Source organism: Thauera sp. GDN1 (assembly GCF_029223545.1).
In the GTDB taxonomy this organism is placed as follows: domain Bacteria; phylum Pseudomonadota; class Gammaproteobacteria; order Burkholderiales; family Rhodocyclaceae; genus Thauera.
The window spans coordinates 2,326,718-2,345,768 of record NZ_CP097870.1 but is presented as its reverse complement, the minus strand read 5'-3'; the positions used below and the strand labels follow the sequence as shown (position 1 = coordinate 2,345,768).

Below are 19,051 nucleotides of genomic sequence, written 5' to 3'. Positions count from 1 at the left end.
CTAGTGATCCTTCAGCGCGCGGAAGCCCGCTTCGTTCTGGCGTGCGGCCTCGTCGGCGACCCAGCTCAGCAGCGGGCCGTCGGGGTTGTCGGCCTGCGTTTGCGCGCAGGCATCGACGCATTGGCGGCACTGGGTGCAGGTGAACATGTGGCGCTTGATGTTGCGCGGACGCAGCCGCATCGGGCACACCGCATCGCAGGCCGACTGGCGGTCGGGCAGGCAGCTGGCGCAGTCGGTGGCGCGCTCGCGCTTGAAGCCCACCACCATCGCATCCTTGTTGCCCATCCACGCCAGGCTCTGGAACAGGCCGACCGCGCACACGAAGCGGCAGAACAGATGGCGGGCGAACAGGAATTCGAGGCTCAGCACCACCGTCGCGGCGGTGATGAAGATGAACTGGTTGCGGGTGAGTTCCCCGCGGAAGAGGTTCCCGTAGACCTCGGCCGGTGGCAGCAGATAGGTCAGCAGGACCACCGCCCACAGGAAGGCGAAGGCGACCGCGGCCGGTACCACGACGCCCCACCAGCGCGCGTCCACCCTGGCCGGGGTGCCGTCGGGCTTCCACGCCGGCAGGCGATGGTGTTCCCACACCGAGGGCTTGCCCGAGGCACGCGCCATCAGGCGGTTGATGGTTTCCACCACCGAGAAGTGCGGGCACAGCCAGCCGCAATACAGCCGGCCCCAGCGCCAGGCCACGCCGATGACCAGCGCGGCGACGGCGAGCAGCGGAACGAACAGGTTGACGATGATGTTGCCTGCCGCCTCCAGCGCGCTGGCCTCGCCGGCGAGGAAGGGATCGAGGCCGAGCCGCCATTCCATGCCGAGCAGCCAGGCATGGTCGGCATTCAGGTCGTAGCGGAAGAGGTCGAAGACCGGCGCCAGGATGAAGAGCACGAAGAAGCCGACCTGCATCGCGGTGCGCAGGCGCTGGGTACGCTGTGGCCGTGCGGAGGAGACGCCGGCACCGACCGGCGCGATCGGAATCACGCGGCGGGTGGCGGGGAGGGAGGGGGCGGCGGGCGAGCGGGCCATGATGCGGTCGCCGCCTAGTCGCGCTCGCGCGGGCCGAAGACGGGGAAGCGCCAGTTGCGGCCGTTGATGGCCCGCGACAGGCCCATCACGCCGAGCAGGATCAGACTCGAATGCACGAAGGTGAAGTACAGCACGCCGATCACCCAGGTCCACGGGTTGTCGAAGCCGCCGAGCAGGAAGATGGCGACGCTGATGACCACCAGCAGCAGGCCGCCCCAGATGCAGGTCCAGCCGGTCTGGCGCAGGTGGTTGCGCACCAGCGGGTCGGGGTGGTCGCGGTTCATCGCCCACACCACCATCAAGGCGAGAAAGGCCAGGCCCGGCAGCAGCATCAGGTTGATCAGGAACAGCGCCTCGGCAACGACCGCCAGGCGCGGGCCGGGCATGACGTGCTTGAGGGGGTCGGGACGATCGATGCTCATGCGGGCGCTCCGGCGAGGGCGTCAGCGGCCGAAGGTGGCGGCGACGACTTCCATCAGGCCTTCGGCCACCTCGGCGTCGTCGGTCAGGCTCTCGACGATGCCGACGCGGCAGGCCGCGACCGGGTCCATGCCGTCCTTGATCAGCAGCGCCGCGTAGACGAGCAGGCGGGTGCTCGCCGATTCTTCCAGATCGCGGTCCTTCAGCGAGCGCAGCGCACCGGCGATCGCCACCAGGCGCCTGGCCAGGTCGGGCTGGCAGGCGGTCTCGCCGATCAGCACCGCTTCCTCCTGCTCGGCGCGCGGGAAGTCGAAGCGCACGCTGACGAAGCGCTGTCGCGTCGACGGCTTCATGCCCTTGAGCAGGTTCTGGTAGCCGGGGTTGTAGGACACGACCAGCATGAAGCTGGGCGGCGCCGCGAGCAGTTCGCCGGTGCGATCGATCGGCAGGATGCGGCGGTCGTCGGCGAGCGGGTGCAGCACCACGGTGGTGTCCTTGCGCGCCTCGACCACCTCGTCGAGGTAGCAGATGCCGCCTTCGCGCACCGCGCGGGTCAGCGGGCCGTCGCACCATACCGTCTTGCCGTCGCCGATCAGGTGGCGGCCGACGAGGTCGGCGGCGGTGAGATCGTCGTGGCAGGCCACGGTGTACAGCGGCAGGCCGAGGCGGGCCGCCATGTGGGCGACGAAGCGGGTCTTGCCGCAACCGGTCGGACCCTTGATCAGCAGCGGCAGGCGGTTCTTCCAGGCGTGCTCGAAGACCGCGACCTCGTCGCCGGCGGGCTGGTAGAAGGGGATGTCGAGGTTGGGCGTGTCCGGCTTCATTGTGCGAGTCCCTTGATGTAGGCGATGGCGATGACGGCCCAGACGACGATCATCCAGCCCATCGTGATGGCGCGCCACAGCAGCGGCGCATTGCGCAGCGCCATGAAATCGAGAATGATCACCGCGCCCTTCCAGAAGGAAATGACGGCGAGTGCGGCCACGCCCCAGCGCCCGGTCTCGCCCAGGGCGCCCATGCTCCAGGTCAGCAGGGTGGCCAGGAGCAGCGTCACCCACAGGATGGTCGAGCTTCTGGGCGTGCCGTGCATGCTTTTCGTCATGGCCGACTCCTCAGTGAATGACATAGACCAGCGGGAACAGGATCAGCCACACCAGATCGACCATGTGCCAGTAGGCGGCACCGGTCTCGAGGCCGTTCATGTCGCCGGGTCGGTAGCGGCCCTGGCGCGCGCCGTTCCACATCGCGATCAGGATCACCAGGCCCAGGATCACGTGCATGAAGTGGAAGAAGGTCAGCGACAGGTAGAACATGTGAAACGGGCTGCTCGACAGGCTGATGTTGTGCGCGAAGGCCGCCGCGTACTCGCCGATCTTGACCACGATGAAGCCGAAGCCGGTGAGGATGGCGCCCAGCAGCCAGTTGGCGCACTGGCGCGCGGCCTCGCGCTCGGCGGCCTGTACCGCGCGCACGACGAAGTAGCTCGCGGTGAGCAGCAGCACGGTGTTGAGCGCGCCGGCGTTGCGATTCAGCGCCGCCTGCTCGGCGTTGAACAGCTCGATGTTGTTCGCGCGGGTGAAGGCGTAGGCGGCGAAGAACACCCCGAAGGCGAGCAGCTCGGCGAGGATGAAGAACCAGATCGCGAGGTCGCCGGCGAGGCGGGGACCCTCGTGGACATGCGCCTGGGTGGGCGGCGCGGACAGCGTTGTAGTACTCGTTTCCATGCGCCGCAGTCTAGGCAAGCGCGCCCGGTTTGAACTTGATCGTGGTTAATTGGAATCCGCTACGGCCGGCCCGGCGATGTCCAGCCAGTGGCGGGTGACGTCGACCATGCGGCTGGCGAAGCCCCATTCGTTGTCGAACCACACCATCAGGTTGACCATGCGCGGCCCGATGCTGTGCGTCTGGCCGCCGTCGACGATGGCCGAATGCGGGTCGTGGTTGAAGTCGATGGAGGCGTGGGCCTCGTCCGAGTAGGCGATCAGGCCGCGATAGCAACCGCCGGCGGCCTCGCGCAGCAGGCGGTTCACCTCGCCCGGTTCGATGTCGCGGGCGAGCGTGAGCACCATGTCGATCGCCGACACGTTGTGGGTGGGCACGCGGATCGCCTTGGCCTTCACGCGCCCGGCCAGCTGGGGCAGCAGGCGTTCGACGCCGCGGGCGAGTCCGGTCGACACCGGGATGATGGACTGCATCGCCGAGCGCGTGCGGCGCAGGTCGGTGTGGTGGTAGCCGTCGATCAGCGGCTGGTCGTTCATCGCCGAGTGCAGCGTGGTGAGCAGGGCCTGCTCGATGCCGATCGCCCGGTGCAGCAGGTCGAGCACCGGCACCACGGCGTTGGTGGTGCACGAGGCGTTGGACACCAGGCCTTCGCGACCGTCGAGCTCGCCATGGTTGATGCCGAAGACCACGGTCGCGTCCACGTCTTCGGCGCCGTTGCCGGGATGCGAAAGCAGCAGGCGGGGACAGCCGGCGTCGAGGAAGCGCTTGAGCTCGCTGCGGCCGCCGTACTGACCGGAGCACTCGACGAGGAGGTCGATCTCCAGCGCCGCCCAGTCCACCTCCTCGGGGGTATGGGCGTGGCTGACGACGATCGATTGCCCGGCAACGATCAGCGTGTCCTCGGTGCAGTCGACCGCGTCGGGGAAGCGGCCGTGAGTGGAATCGAAGCGGGTCAGGTAGGCGATGCTGGCGAGGTCGGCCGGCTCGTTGATCGCGACGACGCGGAACTGGCCACCGAGTCCGGCCTCGTGCAGTGCGCGCAGATAGCAGCGCCCGATGCGGCCGTAGCCGTTGATGGCGATGCGGAAGGCGGGGCGGGTGGCCGAGCGGGAGGCTGTTGCGGCGGGCAGGGTGTCGAACGGAGGCACGGCGTACTCGGGGCGATCGTAAGGATGCGGCGCGCTTGCGCCGCGGTGGCCCCACATTCTAGCGGCCCGTCGGCGACTCGCCGCGCCGATCGGCCACAAAACCCGTGTGCGGGGGGGGTGCCGGCGCACGGGCAAAAAAAAGGGGCGGCTATCGCCGCCCCAACCCCTTCCCCTGGATCGCCCAGGAGTTGCTACTTGAACACCTGCTAGATATCAGGCCTTGACGTCCTTCGCTTCGCCCTTGATGAAGAAGCTGGCGAGGTAGGTCAGCAGGCCGATGAAGAACACCACGCCCGCCCATTCACGCATCCAGTAGAACAGCGTGAGCTGGTCCTGGGTCGCCATGAAGGACATCGGGGTGTCGGACACGCGCTGCAGCCAGACCTGGAGGATGCCGGCGGCGGTGAGGAACAGGGTGATGAAGACCATCGCGATCGTCATCAGCCAGAACGCCCACATTTCGACGACCTGGGCCTTGGTGCCGTTGGCGGCACGACCGCGCAGGATCGGCATCGCGTAGCTGATCACCGTCAGCACCACCATCACGTAGGCACCGTAGAAGGCCATGTGGCCGTGCGCCGCGGTGATCTGCGAACCGTGGGTGTAGTAGTTCACCGGAGCCAGGGTGTGCAGGAAGCCCCACACGCCGGCGCCCAGGAAGGCCATCACACCGGTACCCAGCGCCCACAGCACGGCAGCGCGGTTCGGATGTTCGCGGCGGCGACGGTTCACCATGTTGAAGGCGAACACGGTCATGGCGAAGAAGGGGATCGGCTCCAGTGCGGAGAAGATCGAACCCCACCACTGCCAGTACTCCGGCGTACCGATCCAGAAGTAGTGGTGGCCGGTACCGATGATGCCGGTGACCAGGGCCAGGGTGATGATCACGTACAGCCACTTCTCGATCACTTCACGGTCGACGCCGGTGACCTTGATCAGCACGAAGGCGAGCAGCGCGGCCATGATCAGTTCCCACACGCCTTCCACCCAAAGGTGCACCACCCACCACCAGTAGAACTTGTCGCGGACGAGGTTGACCGGGTTGTAGAAGGAGAACAGGAAGAAGATCGCCAGGCCCCACAGACCCATCAGCAGCACGATGCTGATGACGGTCTTGCGACCCTTCAGCACGGTCATCGTGATGTTGAACAGGAAGGCGAGCGCCACGATCACGATGCCGATCTTGGTCAGCAGCGGCTGCTCGAGGAACTCCCGGCCCATGGTCGCGAGGATGTCGTTGCCGGTCATCGACGCCAGCGTGCTGTACGGCACGAGCAGGTAGCCGAGGATGGTGGCAGCGCCGGCGACGAGGAAGATCCAGAACATGGCCAGGCCCAGCTTCGGGCTGAACAGCTCGGTCTCGGTCTCTTCAGGCACGAGGTAGTACGCCGCTCCCATGAAGCCGAACAGCAGCCACACGATGAGCAGGTTGGTGTGGACCATGCGCGCCACGTTGAAGGGGATTTCCGGGAACAGGAAATCGCCGACCACGTACTGCAGGCCCATGATCAGACCGAAGATGATTTGCCCCACGAAAAGCCCGATCGCCGCGATGAAGTAGGGCATGGCGACCGCTTGTGATTTGTATTGCATGAAAGATCCCCTTGTGGTCTCCAGGTTTCCGATCAACCTTCGATGTTCGGCGGCCAGTTGGCGGTGTTGATTTCCGCCGTGTACTTGAAGAACGCCACGAGCTGGTCGAGCTCTTCATCGGTCAGGTGGAACTGGGGCATCTGACGACGACCCGGGGCTCCGGTGGGTTGCGCCTGCATCCAGGCCTTGATGAAGTCAGGGCCGCGGCGGGTGTAGACGTTGCCGAGTTCGGGCGCGAAGTAGGCGCCTTCGCCGAGCAGGGTGTGGCAGCCGAGGCAGTTGCGCGTTTCCCAGATGTGCTTGCCGGCCGCGACTTGGGGGGTGATTGCGGCGCGGTTGTCGCGATTCGGGAGTTCGCGTTCGGTGTCGAAGGTGAGCGCCAGGAACAGGAGGAAGAAGAACACCGTTCCCCCGTAGAAGATGTTCCGCGCCATTGATTTTGTGAAGATACCGCTCATGGAGTACTCCTCATCGCTTGTCTCGTTTTGTCCGAAAAGGTGTCAGGTTGCCCGGGTGGTTCAGGGGTTACTGCTTCCACGGCTGTGCCGATGGTGCTCGCATTCTCCCGGCGCCCCCCTGCCGTCTCCATGATTTGAATCAAGAGGAAAACGGTCCATTGCTGGCAGGGATGCCGTGAACCCGGCCCGGTGCGCGGGTGTCGGTTAGCATCCGGGCCATGGCAAGACGATTTTTCGGCCGACAGCCGCATCCCTTCCTGCGCCGGTTCGCATGCGCGCTCGTGCGCGGCGGATGTCGTCTCACCATACCGATGATCGGACTGGTCGCCACTGCCGCCGGGGCCGATGGCGGTCCGGCGGCGGGAGCGCCGGGCTGGGTTGCCGTCGATGTCGGACACACGCTCGCGGCGCCGGGGGCGACCAGTGCGCGGGGGCGCTCCGAATTCGAGTTCAATCGCGAGTTTGCCGGGCGCATGGTGGCGGCGCTGCGCGCGCGTGGATTCCGGGTCGAGCTGATCAACGCTGACGGGCGCATCGAAAGCCTGCACGCACGGCCGCAGGCGGCGACGGGGGCGAGCTTCCTGCTGTCCATCCACCACGATTCGGTCAATGCCCAAGAACTGCGCCCCTGGGATTGGAACGGCCAGGCGCTCGACTACAACGACGACTTCGCCGGGCATTCGCTGTTCGTGTCGCGCGACAACCCGGACACCGCGCGCAGCATCCTGTGCGGTCGGGTGATCGGCGCCCGGCTGCAGCGTCTCGGTTTCGAGCCGACGCACAAGAACGGGCGCCGGCGCGCCTATGCCGACCGCGAGCACGCGGTCCATTACTACGACGGCCTCGCCGTGCTGCGCCATGCGCGCATGCCGGCGCTGCTGTTCGAGGCCGGCATCATCAAGAACCGCGACGAGGAAGTGCTGCTGCGCGATGCGGCACGCCAGGCGCGCATGGCCGATGGCATCGCCACCGCGCTCGCCGCCTGCCTGCGCAATGGGCAGCCGGCGGACGACGAGGCGGGCGCCGACCGCCGATGAAGCAACGGCCCCTGTGCGGGGCCGTTCCGGGGGGCGGGTGGAGGTCCCTGCCTACCTGGCGTTGGGCAGGCGCGAGGACACGCCTTGCACGAAGTAGTCCATCTTGCCCAGGGCAGCGTCGTCCATCACCGCGCCGGCGGCGAGGCGCTCCTTGCCGCCCTGGTCCACGACCGGGCCGGTGAAAGGGTGGAAGCTGCCGGCGGTGATCTTCGCCTCGATGTCGCGCACCAGGGCCTGCACGTCCGCCGGGATCGCCGGGTTGAGCGGGGCGAGCTTGATCATGCCGTCCTTCATCCCGCCCCAGACGCCTTCCGGCTTCCAGCTGCCGTCGAGCACCGCCTGGACGGTGCGGGTGTAGAACTCGCCCCAGTGGTGGGTGGTCGCCGTGAGCTGCGCCTTGGGGCCGTACTTGGCCATGTCGGAGTGGTAGGCGAAGGCATGCACGCCCTTTTCCTCGGCGGCCTGCACGGTGGCCGTGGAGTCGGTGTGGTGGGTGAGCATGTCCGCCCCCTGCGAGATCAGCGTCATCGCCGCCTCGCGCTCCTTGCCCGGGTCGTACCAGCTGTTGGCCCAGATCACCCGCACCTCGACGTTCGGGTTGACGCTGCGCGCCCCCATCGTGAATGCGTTGATGCCCTGCAGCACCTCGGGGATCGGGAAGGCGCCGACGTAGCCGAGTACGTTGGACTTGGTCATCTTGCCCGCGATCACGCCGTTGAGGTAACGGCCCTCGTAGAAGCGCGCGTTGTAGGGCGCGAAGTTCTTCGCCGACTTGTAGCCGGTGGCGTGCAGGAAGGTGACCTTGGGGAACTGGCGGGCCACGCGCTCGACGTAGTTCATGTAGCCGAAGCTGGTGGCGAACACGATCGTGCTGCCGCTGGCGGCGAACTCGCGGATCACGCGCTCGGCGTCGGCGCCCTCGGCCACGCTCTCGACGTAGCGCGTCTCGATCTTGCTGCCGAGCGCCTTCTCCAGCACCTTGCGGCCTTCGTCGTGCTGGTAGGTCCAGCCGGCGTCGCCGATCGGGCTGACGTAGACGAAGCCGATCTTCGCCGGCGCTTCGGCGGCGGCAGTGAGCGGCAGGGTGGCGGCGACCGCGAGCGCGGCGGCAGACAGCATGAACTGACGGCGTTGAATCATCGGGGTGTCTCCTGGTGCGGTCGGGGGGAGCTTGCGGACAGGCAATTGTACCGACGCGGAAGGATGGCGGCATGCACCGCCGGGCAGGGTCGGGCGCCGCGGGTCACGGCCGCAGGTGCGAAGGCGCGGCGCTCAAGCCGTCGCGCGCACGCATTCACGCACCAGCCCCGGACCGCGGTAGATGAGGCCGCTGTAGAGCTGCACCAGCGCTGCACCGGCATCGAGCTTGGCGCGTGCCTGCGTGCCATCGAGCACGCCGCCGGCGGCGATGATCGGCAACTCGCCGGCGAGCGCACTGGCGAGGCGGCGCACGACGGCGGTGGAGGCCTCGAACACCGGTGCGCCCGACAGCCCGCCCTGCTCGTTGCCGTGGCGGATGCCCTGGACCTTGTCGCGGGCGATCGTGGTGTTGGTGGCGATCACGCCGTCGATGCGGTGGCGGCGCAGCGCATCGGCGATGTTCACCACCTGCGCGTCGTCGAGGTCGGGGGCGATCTTCAGCGTCAGCGGCACGTAGCGGCCGTGGCTGTCGGCCAGGCGGGTCTGTGCCGCCTTGAGGCGGCCGAGCAGGTCGTCGAGCTCGGATTCGCCCTGCAGCTGGCGCAGGTTCTTGGTGTTCGGGGAGGAGATGTTCACCGTGACGTAGCTCGCCAGCGCATACACCTTGTCGAGGCAGGCGAGGTAGTCGTCGGCGGCGTTCTCGATCGGGGTGTCGAAGTTCTTGCCGATGTTGATGCCGAGGATGCCGCGATACTTCGCTTCGCGCACATGGGCGATCAGCGCGTCCACGCCGTGGTTGTTGAAGCCCATGCGGTTGATGATGCCCTGCACCTCGGGCAGCCGGAACATGCGCGGACGCGGGTTGCCGGGCTGTGGGCGCGGGGTGATGGTGCCGATCTCGAGGAAGCCGAAGCCGAGGCGGGCGAGGCCGTCGATCGCCTCGCCGTTCTTGTCCAGGCCGGCGGCGAGGCCGATGCGGTTGGGAAAGCGCAGGCCCATGACTTCGACCGGGTCGGCGGGTTCGGGCTGCCCCGGAGGCAGCAGCTTGCCGGCGAAGTGGAGTCCGTGCAGGGTGAGATCGTGGGCGTTTTCGGGGTCGAGCGAAAACAGCAGCGGGCGGATGAGTTCGTAGAGCATCGGCGGATTGTAGCGATTCCCCCGTCCCGGCGGGAGGCGGGTCAGCCGCTTCGGCTCGCGGCGGGCAAGGGCGCCCAGTCGCCGTCGATGAGCGCCTCGAGCGGGTGGAAGCGCGATTTGTAGGCCATCTTCGGGCTCTCGCCGATCCAGTAGCCGAGATAGACGTGGGCCAGGTCCAGCCGCCTGCAGGTCTCGATCTGCCACAGGATGCCGTAGGTGCCGAGGGCGCCGCGCGGCAGACCCGGCTCGTAGAACGTATAGACGCTCGACAGGCCGTCCGCGAGCAGGTCGATGACGCTGACCATCCGCAACACCCCGTCCTCGCGGAATTCGATGAGCCGGGTATCGACATGGCTCTGCAGCAGGAAGTGGCTGTACTGCTCGCGGTTGTCGAGATCCATGCCGCCGCCGGAATGACGCGCGGCCTGGTAGCGCTGGTAGAGCTGGTAGTGTTCTTCGCAGAAGTCGAGCGTGCGCTCGGCGGCGACCATGTCGCCGTGCCTCGCCCACGCCCGGCGCTGGCTGCGGCTGGGCGTGAACCGTGCCACCGGAATGCGCACCGGCACGCAGGCGCGGCAGTGATCGCAATGCGGCCGGTAGGTGAACACGCCGCTGCGGCGGAAGCCGCGGCGCACCAGTTCGCCATACACCTGCGGATCGATCAGATGTCCCGGCGTGGCGACCTGCGAGCGCGCACTGCGGTCGGGCAGGTACGAGCACGCGTACGGGGCCGTCGCGTAGAACTGGATCAGGGCGTACGGGTAGTCCTTCTGCATCGTGTCACGCTGCTTGGCGTTCGTTCGCGGTCAGGGCCAGGTGAAGTGCCGCGCCGCATCCGCCGCCCACTTCTGGGCGGGTGGTCCGTCGGGCACCCATCGTCCCAGGGTGGTGACGAATTGCGCGCGCGGCATCTCGCGGGCGCCCATGAACTGCAGGTGGGCGGTCGTCATCTGGCAGTCGATGATGGCATAAGTGCGCTCGGCAAGCAGCCGGGCGAGATGGGCGAGGGCGACCTTGGAGGCGTCGGTCTCCAGCGCGAACATCGATTCGCCGAAGAACACCCGGCCCAGCGCCATGCCGTACAGCCCCCCCACCAGCCTGCCTTCACGCCAGCATTCGACACTGTGCGCATGGCCCAGTTCGTGCATGCGCAGGTAGGCGGCCTGCATCGCCGGCGTGATCCAGGTGCCCAGACCGGGGGCCCGCGGCGCGGCGCAGGCCCGCAGCACCGCCGCGAACGCGGTGTCGACGCGGACCTCGAAGCGCCCGCGGCGCAGCGTCCTGCGCAGCGAGCGGCTGATATGGATCTGATCGGGTACCAGGACGAGGCGCGGGTCCGGCGTCCACCACAGGATCGGTTCGCCTTCGCTGAACCACGGGAAGATGCCGCGGCGGTAGGCGGCGAGCAGCCAGTCGGGTGACAGCGACCCGCCGGCGGCGAGCAGGCCGTTCGGCTCGTCCAGCGCCTGGTCGTCCGGCGGAAACACCGGTGCCTTGCCCAGCCACGGAATCATGCGGCGATGGGTTCGCCGTGCAGGGCCGGCAGCGGCGCACCGCCGTCGACCGGGAAGGTGACGACGTGGTCCACGTCGAGGCGGATGCCGATACGCTCGCCGAGGGCGTGGTTGTGGTGGCTGGGCACCAGCGACAGCACCTTCGCGCCGCCCCCCAGGCGCAGCGTGTACAGGATGTCCGCGCCGCGGAAGGCCTTGTGCACCACCTCGGCCCTCAGCGGACTGGCGTCGTCATGCACGATGTCGTCGGGACGCAGCAGCACGTCGAGCGGGCTGCCCTGGACGCAGCCGGCGCAGTCGGCGCAGCACACCAGCGGCACGGAACTGTCGAGCAGACCGAGCTCGATCTGCACCTGGTGGTCGTTGACCACCTTGCCGCGCAGGAATACGCCCTGGCCGATGAAGTCGGCGACGAAGCGGTTTGCCGGGCGGTGATAGAGGTTGTATGGGCTGTCCCACTGCTGGATGCGGCCCTCGTGCATGATGCCGATCTCGTCGGCGACGGCGAAGGCCTCGTGCTGGTCGTGGGTGACCAGGATCGCGGTGGTGTTGGTGGCCTTGATGATGTCGCGCACCTCGTAGGACAGGCGCTCGCGCAGCTCGACGTCGAGATTGGAGAAGGGCTCGTCGAGCAGCAGCAGGCTGGGCCGCGGCGCCAGCGCGCGGGCCAGCGCCACGCGCTGCTGCTGGCCGCCCGACATCTCGTGCGGGTACTTGTGGCCCTGGTCGGCGAGCCCGACCAGGGCGAGCAGTTCCTCGACCCGTGTCCTGCGCGCGGCCGGATCGACGCCGCGCAAGCCGAAACCCACGTTGTCGGCAACCGAAAGGTGCGGGAACAGCGCATAGTCCTGGAACACCATGCCGATGCGCCGGCGCTCGGGGGGCAGGGTGTGGGCGGGGGTGCTGACCAGCACGCCGTCGAGGCGGATCTCGCCGGCGGCGAGGCGCTCGAAACCGGCGATGCAGCGCAGTACGGTGGTCTTGCCGCAGCCGGAGGGGCCGAGCAGGCAGCCGATCCGCCCCTTTTCCAGGCTCAGCGAGAGCTGGCGCACGACAAGGTGGTCGCCGAATGCGAGGTCGATGTGCTCGAGGTTCAGGTGTGACATCTTGGGCGCTGATCCGGGAATGCGTGTTGCGCGATTATTGCATCGCGGTGTTCCAAATGCGATCAATTATAATTTGCCGATCGAAGCGGGTGGCCGAGCTCCGGCGCGCCCCGGCAATGTGGGAATGGAATGAACTCTCTGGCTGTTCAGGGCGCCCGGCGCCTGCAGTGGTCGACCCTGACGGTCGTGTCGGTGCTGATCGCGGTGCTGATCGCCGCCCCGGTGCTTTCGGTGTTCTCCAACGTGTTCATCGGCGAGACCGGCGCCACCTGGTCGCACCTGGCCGATACGGTGCTGGGCGAGTTCATGCTCAACACCGTGATCCTGTGCGTCGGTGTAGGCCTGGGCGTGTCGTCGATCGGCGTGACCTCGGCGTGGCTGACGACGATGCTCGACTTCCCCGGCCGGCGCTTCTTCGAGTGGGCCCTGGTGCTGCCGCTGGCGATGCCGGCCTACGTGATGGCCTACGTCTACACCGACTTCCTGCAGTTCGTCGGCCCGCTGCAGACCTGGTTGCGCGAGACCTTCGAGTGGCGGCGGGGCGACTACTGGTTTCCGGACGTGCGCACCGTCGGCGGTGCGGTGGCGATGTTCATGTTCGTCCTCTATCCATATGTGTACATGATCGCGCGCACCGCCTTCCTGGAACGGGCAGGCGGCATGCTCGAGGCCGGGCGTTCGCTCGGCCTGGGGCCGTGGGGAAGCTTCTTCCGCGTCTCCCTGCCGCTCGCGCGTCCGGCGGTGGTGGCGGGCACCGCGCTGGCGCTGATGGAGACGCTGGCCGATTTCGGCACCGTGTCCTACTTCGGCGTGCAGACCTTCACAACCGGGATCTATCGCGCCTGGTTCTCGCTGGGCGACCGCATCGCCGCCGCGCAGCTCTCGGCCGCACTGCTCGCCTTCGTGATCCTGGTGCTGACCCTCGAGCGCATGTCGCGGGGCAGGGCGCGCTTCAACAACACCTCGCGCCAGGCCAGCATGCCGGTGCGCCTGCGCCTGCCGCTGCCGCTGGGCCTGCTCGCGGCCTTCGCCTGCTTCATGCCGCTGTTGCTCGGTTTCCTGCTGCCCGGGGCGCTGCTGCTGCAGATGGCCTTCGCCGAAGGCGACGCGCAGTTCGGTCCGCGCTTCGTGCATCTCGCCCGCAACAGCTTCGTGCTCGCCATGGTCACGGCGATCGCCGCGGTCGTGCTCGCGGTCGTGCTCGGCTACGCCGCCCGGCTCGCGCGCACCGGGCTGCCGCATGCGCTCAACCGCGTGGTCGGTCTGGGCTATGCGGTGCCTGGCTCGGTGATCGCGGTCGGCGTGCTGATCCCGCTGACGCGGCTGGACAACTGGCTGGCGCAGTCCTGGGAGGCGGTGTTCGGCACCAATCCGGGCCTGCTGCTCACCGGCGGGATTGCCGCGCTGATCTACGCCTACCTCGCGCGCTTCCTCGCCGTCGCGCTGCAGACGGTCGAGTCCAGCCTGGGCAAGATCACCTCGAGCATGGACGACGCCTCGCGCTGCCTCGGTTACGGCAAATGGGCCACGCTGCGCCGGGTCCACGTCCCGATGCTGCGTGGCAGCCTGCTGACCGCCGGCCTGCTGGTGTTCGTCGACGTCATGAAGGAGCTGCCGGCCACGCTGGTCATCCGGCCGTTCAACTTCGACACCCTCGCCACCCAGGCGCACACGCTGGCTGCGGACGAGCGCCTCGCCGAGGCCTCGACCGCGGCGCTGATCATCGTCGCAGTGGGCCTGCTGCCGATGTTCGTGATCTCGCGCCAGATCCTGAAGGTGAAGCGACGCGCCGGTTGATCCGGCTCGGCAGGCGCAAGGCTGGCCGGGTGGCTGCGGGTGGGTCTGCGATCGGAGGCGCGGAAACGATTCAACCCCGGCGGCCGGGGCCGCGGGGGCTGAATCGTGAGTTGCAGCGGTCGCGACCGACGGCGTCCTGCCGTCCGCCGCATGTCGATCAGCGATAGCCCGCGCGATCGAAGATGCGCTGGGCTTCGGCGACCGTGGCCGCCAGCTCGCCGATCGGCAGGGTGTCGGCCTTGAATTCGCCGAGCTTGGCCAGTGCCGCATTGTCGACCTTCACCGAGGGCACGACCGGCCATTCGTTGTTGCCGTTGGCGAAGTAGGCCTGGGCCTCGTCCGAGGCCAGGTACTCCAGGAACTTGATCGCGGCTTCCTTGTTCGGCGCGTGCTTGAGCATGCCGGCGCCCGAGACGTTGATGTGGGTGCCCCAGCTCGACTGGTTGGGCCACACCGCCTTGATCTTCGCCACCGCGGCCTGGTCCTCGCGCTTGTCCGAATTCATCAGGCGAGCCAGGTAGTAGCTGTTGGCGATCGCCACGCCGCACTCGCCGGCCGCAACCGCGCGGATCTGGTCGGTGTCGCCGCCCTTGGGCGCACGCGCGAAGTTGGCGACGATGCCCTTGGCCCAGTTCTCGGTCGCTTCCGCCCCGTTGTGCTTGATCATGGCGGCGCCCAGCGACAGGTTGTAGGGGTGGCTGCCCGAGCGGGTGCAAACCTGGCCCTTGAGGGCGGGATCGGCCAGTTGCTCGTAGGTCTGGACCTGTTCGGCCTTGACGAGCTCGGGGTTGTACACGATCACGCGGGCGCGGGTCGAATACGAGAACCAGTTGTTCGTGCGCAGGTGGGCCGGAATGCGGGCTTCCAGTTCAGCCGACTTCACCGGGGCGAAGATGCCCATCTCGTCGGCCTTGGCCAGGCGCGAGGCGTCCACGGTCACGAAGACATCCGCCGGGCTGTTGGCGCCTTCGGTGCGGACGCGCTCCAGCAGTTCGTCTTCCTTGGCTTCGATGCGGTTGATCTTGATCCCGGTCTGCTTGGTGAAGTTGCCGTACAGCTGCTCGTCGGTCTGGTAGTGACGGGCGGAGTAGACGTTGAGTTCGGCCGCGCTGGCGGCGGCAGACAGGCCGAAGGCGGAAACCAGGGCGGTCAGCAGGACTTTTTTCATCATGTTGGCGAGAGCTCAGGGTGTTGTGACGGTGTTCGAATAATAACGATAAGAGTTCGCAGTTGCAAACAGTTCGCATTGGTAGCATCATGGATGAGAATTGTTCTTAACAGGAAGGAAAGCATGAATGCCCTGCTCGTCGGCGCAGATCGCCTCGGCAACATTCCGGACGTCCTCGACAGCTTCGGCATCCGCATCGCGGGACACGTCAGCGGACGCGACACGACGCATCAGCGCCGCTCCGCGCCGCTGCCGAGCGGGATCGGCATGGTGATCCTGTTCACCGACTTCCTCGGCCACAACGTGATGCAGCGCTTCCGCGATGCGGCCAGCCGCGAAGGGGTGATGTTCGTGTGTTGTCGGCGTTCGACCTGCGCACTGCAGCAGGCGCTGGGCCGGCGGATGGGCGATCCGTGCGCCGCATGTCCGGAGCGCTGCAAGGCGGCGGGAGGCGGCCGAAAATGAAAAAAGCCCGGCGTGGAGCCGGGCTTTGTCGTCGACGTTCGGGCGAAGCGGGGATCAGCGGATCGCCACCATGCGCGCGGCGTCGTGAAGGGTGTCGCCCTCGTCGAGCAGGCGGCGCGCGCCGTTGAAGCGCTGCGCCCAGTAGCGGTTGGAGATGTTCTCGACGCGGACCTTGCCGCCGCTGGAGGGGGCGTGCACGAACTTGCCGTCCCCGAGGTAGATTCCCACATGGGAGAAGGCGCGGCGCATGGTGTTGAAGAACACGAGGTCGCCGGGCTTGAGCTCCTGGCGACCGATCCGGTCGCCGAGCTTTGCCATCTCGCCCGCTGTACGCGGCAGATTGAGGCCGACCGCGTTGCGGAACACGTTCAGCACCAGGCCGCTGCAGTCCAGGCCGGTTGCCGGCGAGGTGCCGCCGAAGCGGTAGCGGATGCCGAGGTAGGACAGGGCTTCGTCGACCAGTTGCTCGGCGACGACGGTGTATTCGCCGATCACGGAACTCTGCTCGACCTGCGCCACCGCCTGCTCAGGCTGTTCGGCGGCGTGGGCGAACGGGGCCGACGCGAGCAGCAATGCCAGGGAGAGGAGGGCGGGGCGCAAAAACATTCGGCGGAATATACGCAGGCAAGTCGGGGTTGTAAACAGGAAATGTCGTTCCCGCGTGCTCGCGTGCGGGCATCGGTCACGCTGCCGGAGAATCAGACCTTCAGCTTCTGGCGGTAGGCATGCTGATGCTCGGCGAGGCCTTCCGGGCTGTTGACGCCGAAGGACAGCGCCCGCGCCTGGACGGCGAGCAGGAGCTGGGCGATTGCCCAGGCGTCGCCGAGCGCATGATGGCGCTGAAAGGTTTCGATACCGAATGCCGCCATCCAGTCGCCAAGCCGGCCGGGGCGATCGAGCTTCTCCGGGAACAAGGACGGCAGCAGGAAGTAGAGGTCGACCCAGAGGAAATCCGGCACGAGGCCGAGGTGTTCCTGAAACGCGCGCTCGAGCATGTTGCGGTTGAACGATGCGTTGAACACCACCAGCGGGTTCTTGCCGGCCAGCCCGAGCAGACCCGCGAGCGCGTCGGCGGGTGCGGGTTCCAGCGTTGCATAGTAGGCGTCCGCGGCGTGGAGCAGGCCTCCGTCGACGCCGACCGCCCCGACCGCGAGCAGGCGGTCGCGGTCGAGGTCGAGTCCGGTCGCCTCGGTATTCACGACCACGTAACGGCTCTCGAAGTGCGGACGGTCGCGCACCGCATCGGGCAGGGCGTGCCAGGCGTGCAGGGTCTGCTCGGCCTGCTTGCCGAGGGCGGGCGCCCCGCCGCGCGCCGCCTTGAGACGGGCGAGCCAGCTCATAGCTGATAGTCCAGCTTGAGGCGCAACTGGAGCTTGCGCGCCTGACGGAAGGCTTCCTTCAGGATGCGGCGGTCGAGCTCGTTCAGCGACTCGGGATCGACGCGGTTGTCGTCGGCGGTGTCGTGCTTGGTCTCCAGGTGCTGCGAGCGCAGGCGCAGGAGCTGGATGAAATTGAAGCCGTCGATGATCGCGGCGATCTCCTCCGCGGTGAAGCCGATCTTGGTGCTCGCCTGGCGCAGGCGCTGGACGGTGCTGCTCGAGTCCACGCCGGTACGCAGGGCCAGGATGCGGGCCACGTCCACGAACAGGCGGGCGCCGGATTTCTTGAGGTCGATGCTGCCGTCGTCCTCGAGCACGAAGTCGCGGATGCGCCCGAGCGGGGGCAGGACCTTCAGCGCGTTGGCCGCCATCATGCGCAGGAAGGTGGTGTTGCCCTTCGCCGCCTTGTTGAGCCAGGTGCGCAGCTGGTCGCCGAAGCGCTCGTTGCCGTAAAGCACGCGGAAGTCGAAGAAGATCGAGGCGTTGAGCAGGGCCTGCGGGTCGGGCTCGCGGATCCAGTCGCCGAAGCGCGATTTCCACTCCTCGAGTGTCAGGCACAGGTCCGGATTGCTCGCCATGATGTTGCCCTTGCACAGCGGGAAGCCGCAGGCGGCGAGGTCGTCGTTGACAGTCTTCGCGAACGCGAGCAGGCGCCGGCGCGCCTCGTCGACCTGGCTGCTCGCGACCACGCGGAACACGATCCCGTTGTCCTGGTCGGTGGACAGCGTCTGCTCGTGGCGCCCCTCCGAGCCGAACGCGATCCAGGCGAAGTCGATGCCGAGCAGGTCGTGGCGCTCGCGGGCGAGCACGATGATGCGGCGGGTCAGCGCGTCGTTGAGGGCGGAGATGAACTGCGTCAGCTGCTCGGCACCGATGCCCTGCGCGATCAGGTTGAGGGCGAGCTGGCGGATGTCCGCGCTCGCGCGCTGCAGGGCATGGATGTCGGCCGCGTTCTCGATGCCGGCGCGGATCTGGCGCAGGCTGATGCGCTGCAGCGTGAACAGGTCGCGCTCGGACACCACGCCCTTGAGGATGCCGTCCGAGTCCACCACCAGCAGGTGGCGCACGCCGTGGGTCGCCATCTCCAGGGCGGCGTCGTAGGCGGAGGCGGTGGTCGGCAGCTGGTGCGGATTGGCGGTCATCAGCTCGCCGATCGGGCGGGCGAGGTCGAAGGCGGCCAGGATCACCCGCGGCAGCAGGTCGCTCTGGGTGACGACGCCCACCGGCCGGCGTTCGTCGTCGACCACCACCATGCAGCCCAGGCGCAGCTCGTTCATGCGCTCGAGCGCGCTGCGCGTGGGCGTGTCAGCACTCACGAAAACCGGGTCCTGCTTGACCAGCTTGCCCAGGCTGGTGGTCATGGTCTGCTGCTCGGCCGCGCGCTGCGCGAAGGTGGTCTGCAGTTGCTGGCGGGACTGGTTGAGCAGGCTGGCGATGTACTGCGTGCAGAACAGGTGGAAGACCGGACTCATCTGCATCAGGTGCAGGAAATCGTCCGCGCCGAGCTGGAAGCAGAAGCTGTCCTCGACCGCGACGTAGGCATTGGTCGACGGGCGGCGGGCGGAGATCGCGCCGATCGGGAAGCATTCGCCGGGCCCCAGCGTCATGCTGGCGTACTCGGTGACCGTGGTCGAACCGGTCTGGCTCGCCTGCACCTTGCCGCGCTGGACGATGTAGAAATGGCGGGGGACGCCCATCTCCGGGGTCAGGATGTCCGAGCCGCGCGGGTGGAAGGCGAGCACCGCACGCTCGGCGAGGAAGGCGAGCGCCTCGGCCTCCATGCGGTTGAAGGGCGAGAAGTTGCGCAGGAAATCGGTGCTGGCGCCCACCAGCAGGTTCGCGGCTTCGGTGGTCATGACGGCTCTGTCGTCGGATGAATCCGCGGATTATAGGTGAGCCGCCGCGCGGCAAGGGGCCGCAAGCACACGGGGCCGA

20 protein-coding genes are annotated in these 19,051 nt (G+C 67.6%); 3 read left to right on the top strand and 17 right to left on the bottom strand.

Features of this window, described 5'->3' with window-relative positions; translation table 11 throughout:
• From CKCBHOJB_RS10840 to CKCBHOJB_RS10805, 8 genes are all read right to left on the bottom strand, one after another.
• A complete protein-coding gene (locus CKCBHOJB_RS10840) occupies positions 1-1,032 on the bottom strand; it encodes a 4Fe-4S binding protein (RefSeq protein WP_281048681.1) in 1,032 nt (343 codons plus the stop codon).
• A 14-nt stretch (positions 1,033-1,046) separates the two neighbouring features.
• On the bottom strand, positions 1,047-1,454 hold the full coding sequence (locus tag CKCBHOJB_RS10835) for a hypothetical protein (RefSeq protein ID WP_281048680.1): 408 nt from the start codon (positions 1,452-1,454) through the stop codon (positions 1,047-1,049).
• Between the two features lie 21 nt (positions 1,455-1,475).
• Complete coding sequence (locus CKCBHOJB_RS10830; RefSeq protein WP_281048679.1) at positions 1,476-2,276, bottom strand: CbbQ/NirQ/NorQ/GpvN family protein; 801 nt, start codon at positions 2,274-2,276, stop codon at positions 1,476-1,478.
• Positions 2,273-2,554 (bottom strand): cytochrome C oxidase subunit IV family protein, encoded by a 282-nt coding sequence (locus CKCBHOJB_RS10825; RefSeq protein ID WP_281048678.1) that lies wholly within the window; start codon positions 2,552-2,554, stop codon positions 2,273-2,275. The genes CKCBHOJB_RS10830 and CKCBHOJB_RS10825 overlap by 4 nt, the downstream gene beginning before the upstream one ends.
• A 10-nt stretch (positions 2,555-2,564) precedes the next feature.
• Positions 2,565-3,176 (bottom strand): cytochrome c oxidase subunit 3 family protein, encoded by a 612-nt coding sequence (locus tag CKCBHOJB_RS10820; RefSeq protein WP_281048677.1) that lies wholly within the window; start codon positions 3,174-3,176, stop codon positions 2,565-2,567.
• 45 nt (positions 3,177-3,221) lie between these two features.
• Complete coding sequence (locus tag CKCBHOJB_RS10815) at positions 3,222-4,304, bottom strand: glyceraldehyde 3-phosphate dehydrogenase NAD-binding domain-containing protein (RefSeq protein ID WP_281051676.1); 1,083 nt, start codon at positions 4,302-4,304, stop codon at positions 3,222-3,224.
• A gap of 231 nt (positions 4,305-4,535) precedes the next feature.
• Entirely contained in the window at positions 4,536-5,915 is a 1,380-nt protein-coding gene (locus tag CKCBHOJB_RS10810) for a cbb3-type cytochrome c oxidase subunit I (RefSeq protein ID WP_281048676.1), read from the bottom strand.
• A gap of 32 nt (positions 5,916-5,947) precedes the next feature.
• A complete protein-coding gene (locus CKCBHOJB_RS10805; RefSeq protein WP_281048675.1) occupies positions 5,948-6,373 on the bottom strand; it encodes a cytochrome c in 426 nt (141 codons plus the stop codon).
• A 311-nt stretch (positions 6,374-6,684) separates the two neighbouring features.
• Here CKCBHOJB_RS10805 and CKCBHOJB_RS10800 point away from each other — a divergent pair, with 311 nt between their 5' ends.
• Positions 6,685-7,410 (top strand): N-acetylmuramoyl-L-alanine amidase, encoded by a 726-nt coding sequence (locus CKCBHOJB_RS10800; RefSeq protein ID WP_281048674.1) that lies wholly within the window; start codon positions 6,685-6,687, stop codon positions 7,408-7,410.
• Between the two features lie 51 nt (positions 7,411-7,461).
• Here CKCBHOJB_RS10800 and CKCBHOJB_RS10795 read toward each other — a convergent pair whose 3' ends face one another.
• The 5 genes from CKCBHOJB_RS10795 to CKCBHOJB_RS10775 form a co-directional block, all read right to left on the bottom strand.
• The gene (locus CKCBHOJB_RS10795) at positions 7,462-8,550 is read right to left on the bottom strand and encodes a BMP family ABC transporter substrate-binding protein (RefSeq protein ID WP_281048673.1); all 1,089 of its coding nucleotides are present in this window, start codon (positions 8,548-8,550) and stop codon (positions 7,462-7,464) included.
• Positions 8,551-8,682: 132 nt separating this feature from the next.
• Positions 8,683-9,687 (bottom strand): quinone-dependent dihydroorotate dehydrogenase, encoded by a 1,005-nt coding sequence (locus CKCBHOJB_RS10790; RefSeq protein WP_281048672.1) that lies wholly within the window; start codon positions 9,685-9,687, stop codon positions 8,683-8,685.
• A gap of 41 nt (positions 9,688-9,728) precedes the next feature.
• Positions 9,729-10,463 (bottom strand): arginyltransferase, encoded by a 735-nt coding sequence (locus CKCBHOJB_RS10785; RefSeq protein WP_281048671.1) that lies wholly within the window; start codon positions 10,461-10,463, stop codon positions 9,729-9,731.
• Positions 10,464-10,493: 30 nt separating this feature from the next.
• Complete coding sequence (aat, locus tag CKCBHOJB_RS10780) at positions 10,494-11,201, bottom strand: leucyl/phenylalanyl-tRNA--protein transferase (RefSeq protein WP_281048670.1); 708 nt, start codon at positions 11,199-11,201, stop codon at positions 10,494-10,496.
• Positions 11,198-12,307, bottom strand: coding sequence for an ABC transporter ATP-binding protein (locus tag CKCBHOJB_RS10775; RefSeq protein ID WP_281048669.1), 1,110 nt, complete (start codon positions 12,305-12,307; stop codon positions 11,198-11,200). The genes aat and CKCBHOJB_RS10775 overlap by 4 nt, the downstream gene beginning before the upstream one ends.
• A 129-nt stretch (positions 12,308-12,436) precedes the next feature.
• Here CKCBHOJB_RS10775 and CKCBHOJB_RS10770 point away from each other — a divergent pair, with 129 nt between their 5' ends.
• The gene (locus CKCBHOJB_RS10770; protein ID WP_281048668.1) at positions 12,437-14,104 is read left to right on the top strand and encodes an iron ABC transporter permease; all 1,668 of its coding nucleotides are present in this window, start codon (positions 12,437-12,439) and stop codon (positions 14,102-14,104) included.
• A gap of 157 nt (positions 14,105-14,261) precedes the next feature.
• On the opposite strand, the gene CKCBHOJB_RS10765 is transcribed toward CKCBHOJB_RS10770, so the two are convergent.
• On the bottom strand, positions 14,262-15,275 hold the full coding sequence (locus CKCBHOJB_RS10765) for a Fe(3+) ABC transporter substrate-binding protein (protein ID WP_281048667.1): 1,014 nt from the start codon (positions 15,273-15,275) through the stop codon (positions 14,262-14,264).
• Between the two features lie 120 nt (positions 15,276-15,395).
• On the opposite strand from CKCBHOJB_RS10765, the gene CKCBHOJB_RS10760 reads away from it, so the two are divergent.
• Positions 15,396-15,737: a DUF2325 domain-containing protein gene (locus tag CKCBHOJB_RS10760; RefSeq protein WP_281048666.1), complete on the top strand. Its 342-nt coding sequence runs from the start codon at positions 15,396-15,398 to the stop codon at positions 15,735-15,737.
• A 54-nt stretch (positions 15,738-15,791) separates the two neighbouring features.
• Here CKCBHOJB_RS10760 and CKCBHOJB_RS10755 read toward each other — a convergent pair whose 3' ends face one another.
• The 3 genes from CKCBHOJB_RS10755 to CKCBHOJB_RS10745 form a co-directional block, all read right to left on the bottom strand.
• Entirely contained in the window at positions 15,792-16,343 is a 552-nt protein-coding gene (locus CKCBHOJB_RS10755; RefSeq protein WP_281048665.1) for a C40 family peptidase, read from the bottom strand.
• A gap of 92 nt (positions 16,344-16,435) precedes the next feature.
• Positions 16,436-17,077 (bottom strand): 3'-5' exonuclease, encoded by a 642-nt coding sequence (locus CKCBHOJB_RS10750; protein WP_281048664.1) that lies wholly within the window; start codon positions 17,075-17,077, stop codon positions 16,436-16,438.
• Complete coding sequence (locus CKCBHOJB_RS10745) at positions 17,074-18,972, bottom strand: DUF294 nucleotidyltransferase-like domain-containing protein (protein WP_281048663.1); 1,899 nt, start codon at positions 18,970-18,972, stop codon at positions 17,074-17,076. Before CKCBHOJB_RS10745 ends, CKCBHOJB_RS10750 begins: the two co-directional genes overlap by 4 nt.
• Positions 18,973-19,051: the final 79 nt, after the last annotated feature.

What these genes read in the sequence shown, in the direction of transcription:
- CKCBHOJB_RS10840 (WP_281048681.1), bottom strand. Translation starts at nt 1,032, where the DNA reads ATGGCCCGCTCGCCCGCCGCCCCCTCCCTCCCCGCCACCCGCCGCGTG.
- CKCBHOJB_RS10835 (WP_281048680.1), bottom strand. Translation starts at nt 1,454, where the DNA reads ATGAGCATCGATCGTCCCGACCCCCTCAAGCACGTCATGCCCGGCCCG.
- CKCBHOJB_RS10830 (WP_281048679.1), bottom strand. Translation starts at nt 2,276, where the DNA reads ATGAAGCCGGACACGCCCAACCTCGACATCCCCTTCTACCAGCCCGCC.
- CKCBHOJB_RS10825 (WP_281048678.1), bottom strand. Translation starts at nt 2,554, where the DNA reads ATGACGAAAAGCATGCACGGCACGCCCAGAAGCTCGACCATCCTGTGG.
- CKCBHOJB_RS10820 (WP_281048677.1), bottom strand. Translation starts at nt 3,176, where the DNA reads ATGGAAACGAGTACTACAACGCTGTCCGCGCCGCCCACCCAGGCGCAT.
- CKCBHOJB_RS10810 (WP_281048676.1), bottom strand. Translation starts at nt 5,915, where the DNA reads ATGCAATACAAATCACAAGCGGTCGCCATGCCCTACTTCATCGCGGCG.
- CKCBHOJB_RS10805 (WP_281048675.1), bottom strand. Translation starts at nt 6,373, where the DNA reads ATGAGCGGTATCTTCACAAAATCAATGGCGCGGAACATCTTCTACGGG.
- CKCBHOJB_RS10800 (WP_281048674.1), top strand. Translation starts at nt 6,685, where the DNA reads ATGATCGGACTGGTCGCCACTGCCGCCGGGGCCGATGGCGGTCCGGCG.
- CKCBHOJB_RS10795 (WP_281048673.1), bottom strand. Translation starts at nt 8,550, where the DNA reads ATGATTCAACGCCGTCAGTTCATGCTGTCTGCCGCCGCGCTCGCGGTC.
- CKCBHOJB_RS10790 (WP_281048672.1), bottom strand. Translation starts at nt 9,687, where the DNA reads ATGCTCTACGAACTCATCCGCCCGCTGCTGTTTTCGCTCGACCCCGAA.
- CKCBHOJB_RS10785 (WP_281048671.1), bottom strand. Translation starts at nt 10,463, where the DNA reads ATGCAGAAGGACTACCCGTACGCCCTGATCCAGTTCTACGCGACGGCC.
- aat (WP_281048670.1), bottom strand. Translation starts at nt 11,201, where the DNA reads ATGATTCCGTGGCTGGGCAAGGCACCGGTGTTTCCGCCGGACGACCAG.
- CKCBHOJB_RS10775 (WP_281048669.1), bottom strand. Translation starts at nt 12,307, where the DNA reads ATGTCACACCTGAACCTCGAGCACATCGACCTCGCATTCGGCGACCAC.
- CKCBHOJB_RS10770 (WP_281048668.1), top strand. Translation starts at nt 12,437, where the DNA reads ATGAACTCTCTGGCTGTTCAGGGCGCCCGGCGCCTGCAGTGGTCGACC.
- CKCBHOJB_RS10765 (WP_281048667.1), bottom strand. Translation starts at nt 15,275, where the DNA reads ATGATGAAAAAAGTCCTGCTGACCGCCCTGGTTTCCGCCTTCGGCCTG.
- CKCBHOJB_RS10760 (WP_281048666.1), top strand. Translation starts at nt 15,396, where the DNA reads ATGAATGCCCTGCTCGTCGGCGCAGATCGCCTCGGCAACATTCCGGAC.
- CKCBHOJB_RS10755 (WP_281048665.1), bottom strand. Translation starts at nt 16,343, where the DNA reads ATGTTTTTGCGCCCCGCCCTCCTCTCCCTGGCATTGCTGCTCGCGTCG.
- CKCBHOJB_RS10750 (WP_281048664.1), bottom strand. Translation starts at nt 17,077, where the DNA reads ATGAGCTGGCTCGCCCGTCTCAAGGCGGCGCGCGGCGGGGCGCCCGCC.
- CKCBHOJB_RS10745 (WP_281048663.1), bottom strand. Translation starts at nt 18,972, where the DNA reads ATGACCACCGAAGCCGCGAACCTGCTGGTGGGCGCCAGCACCGATTTC.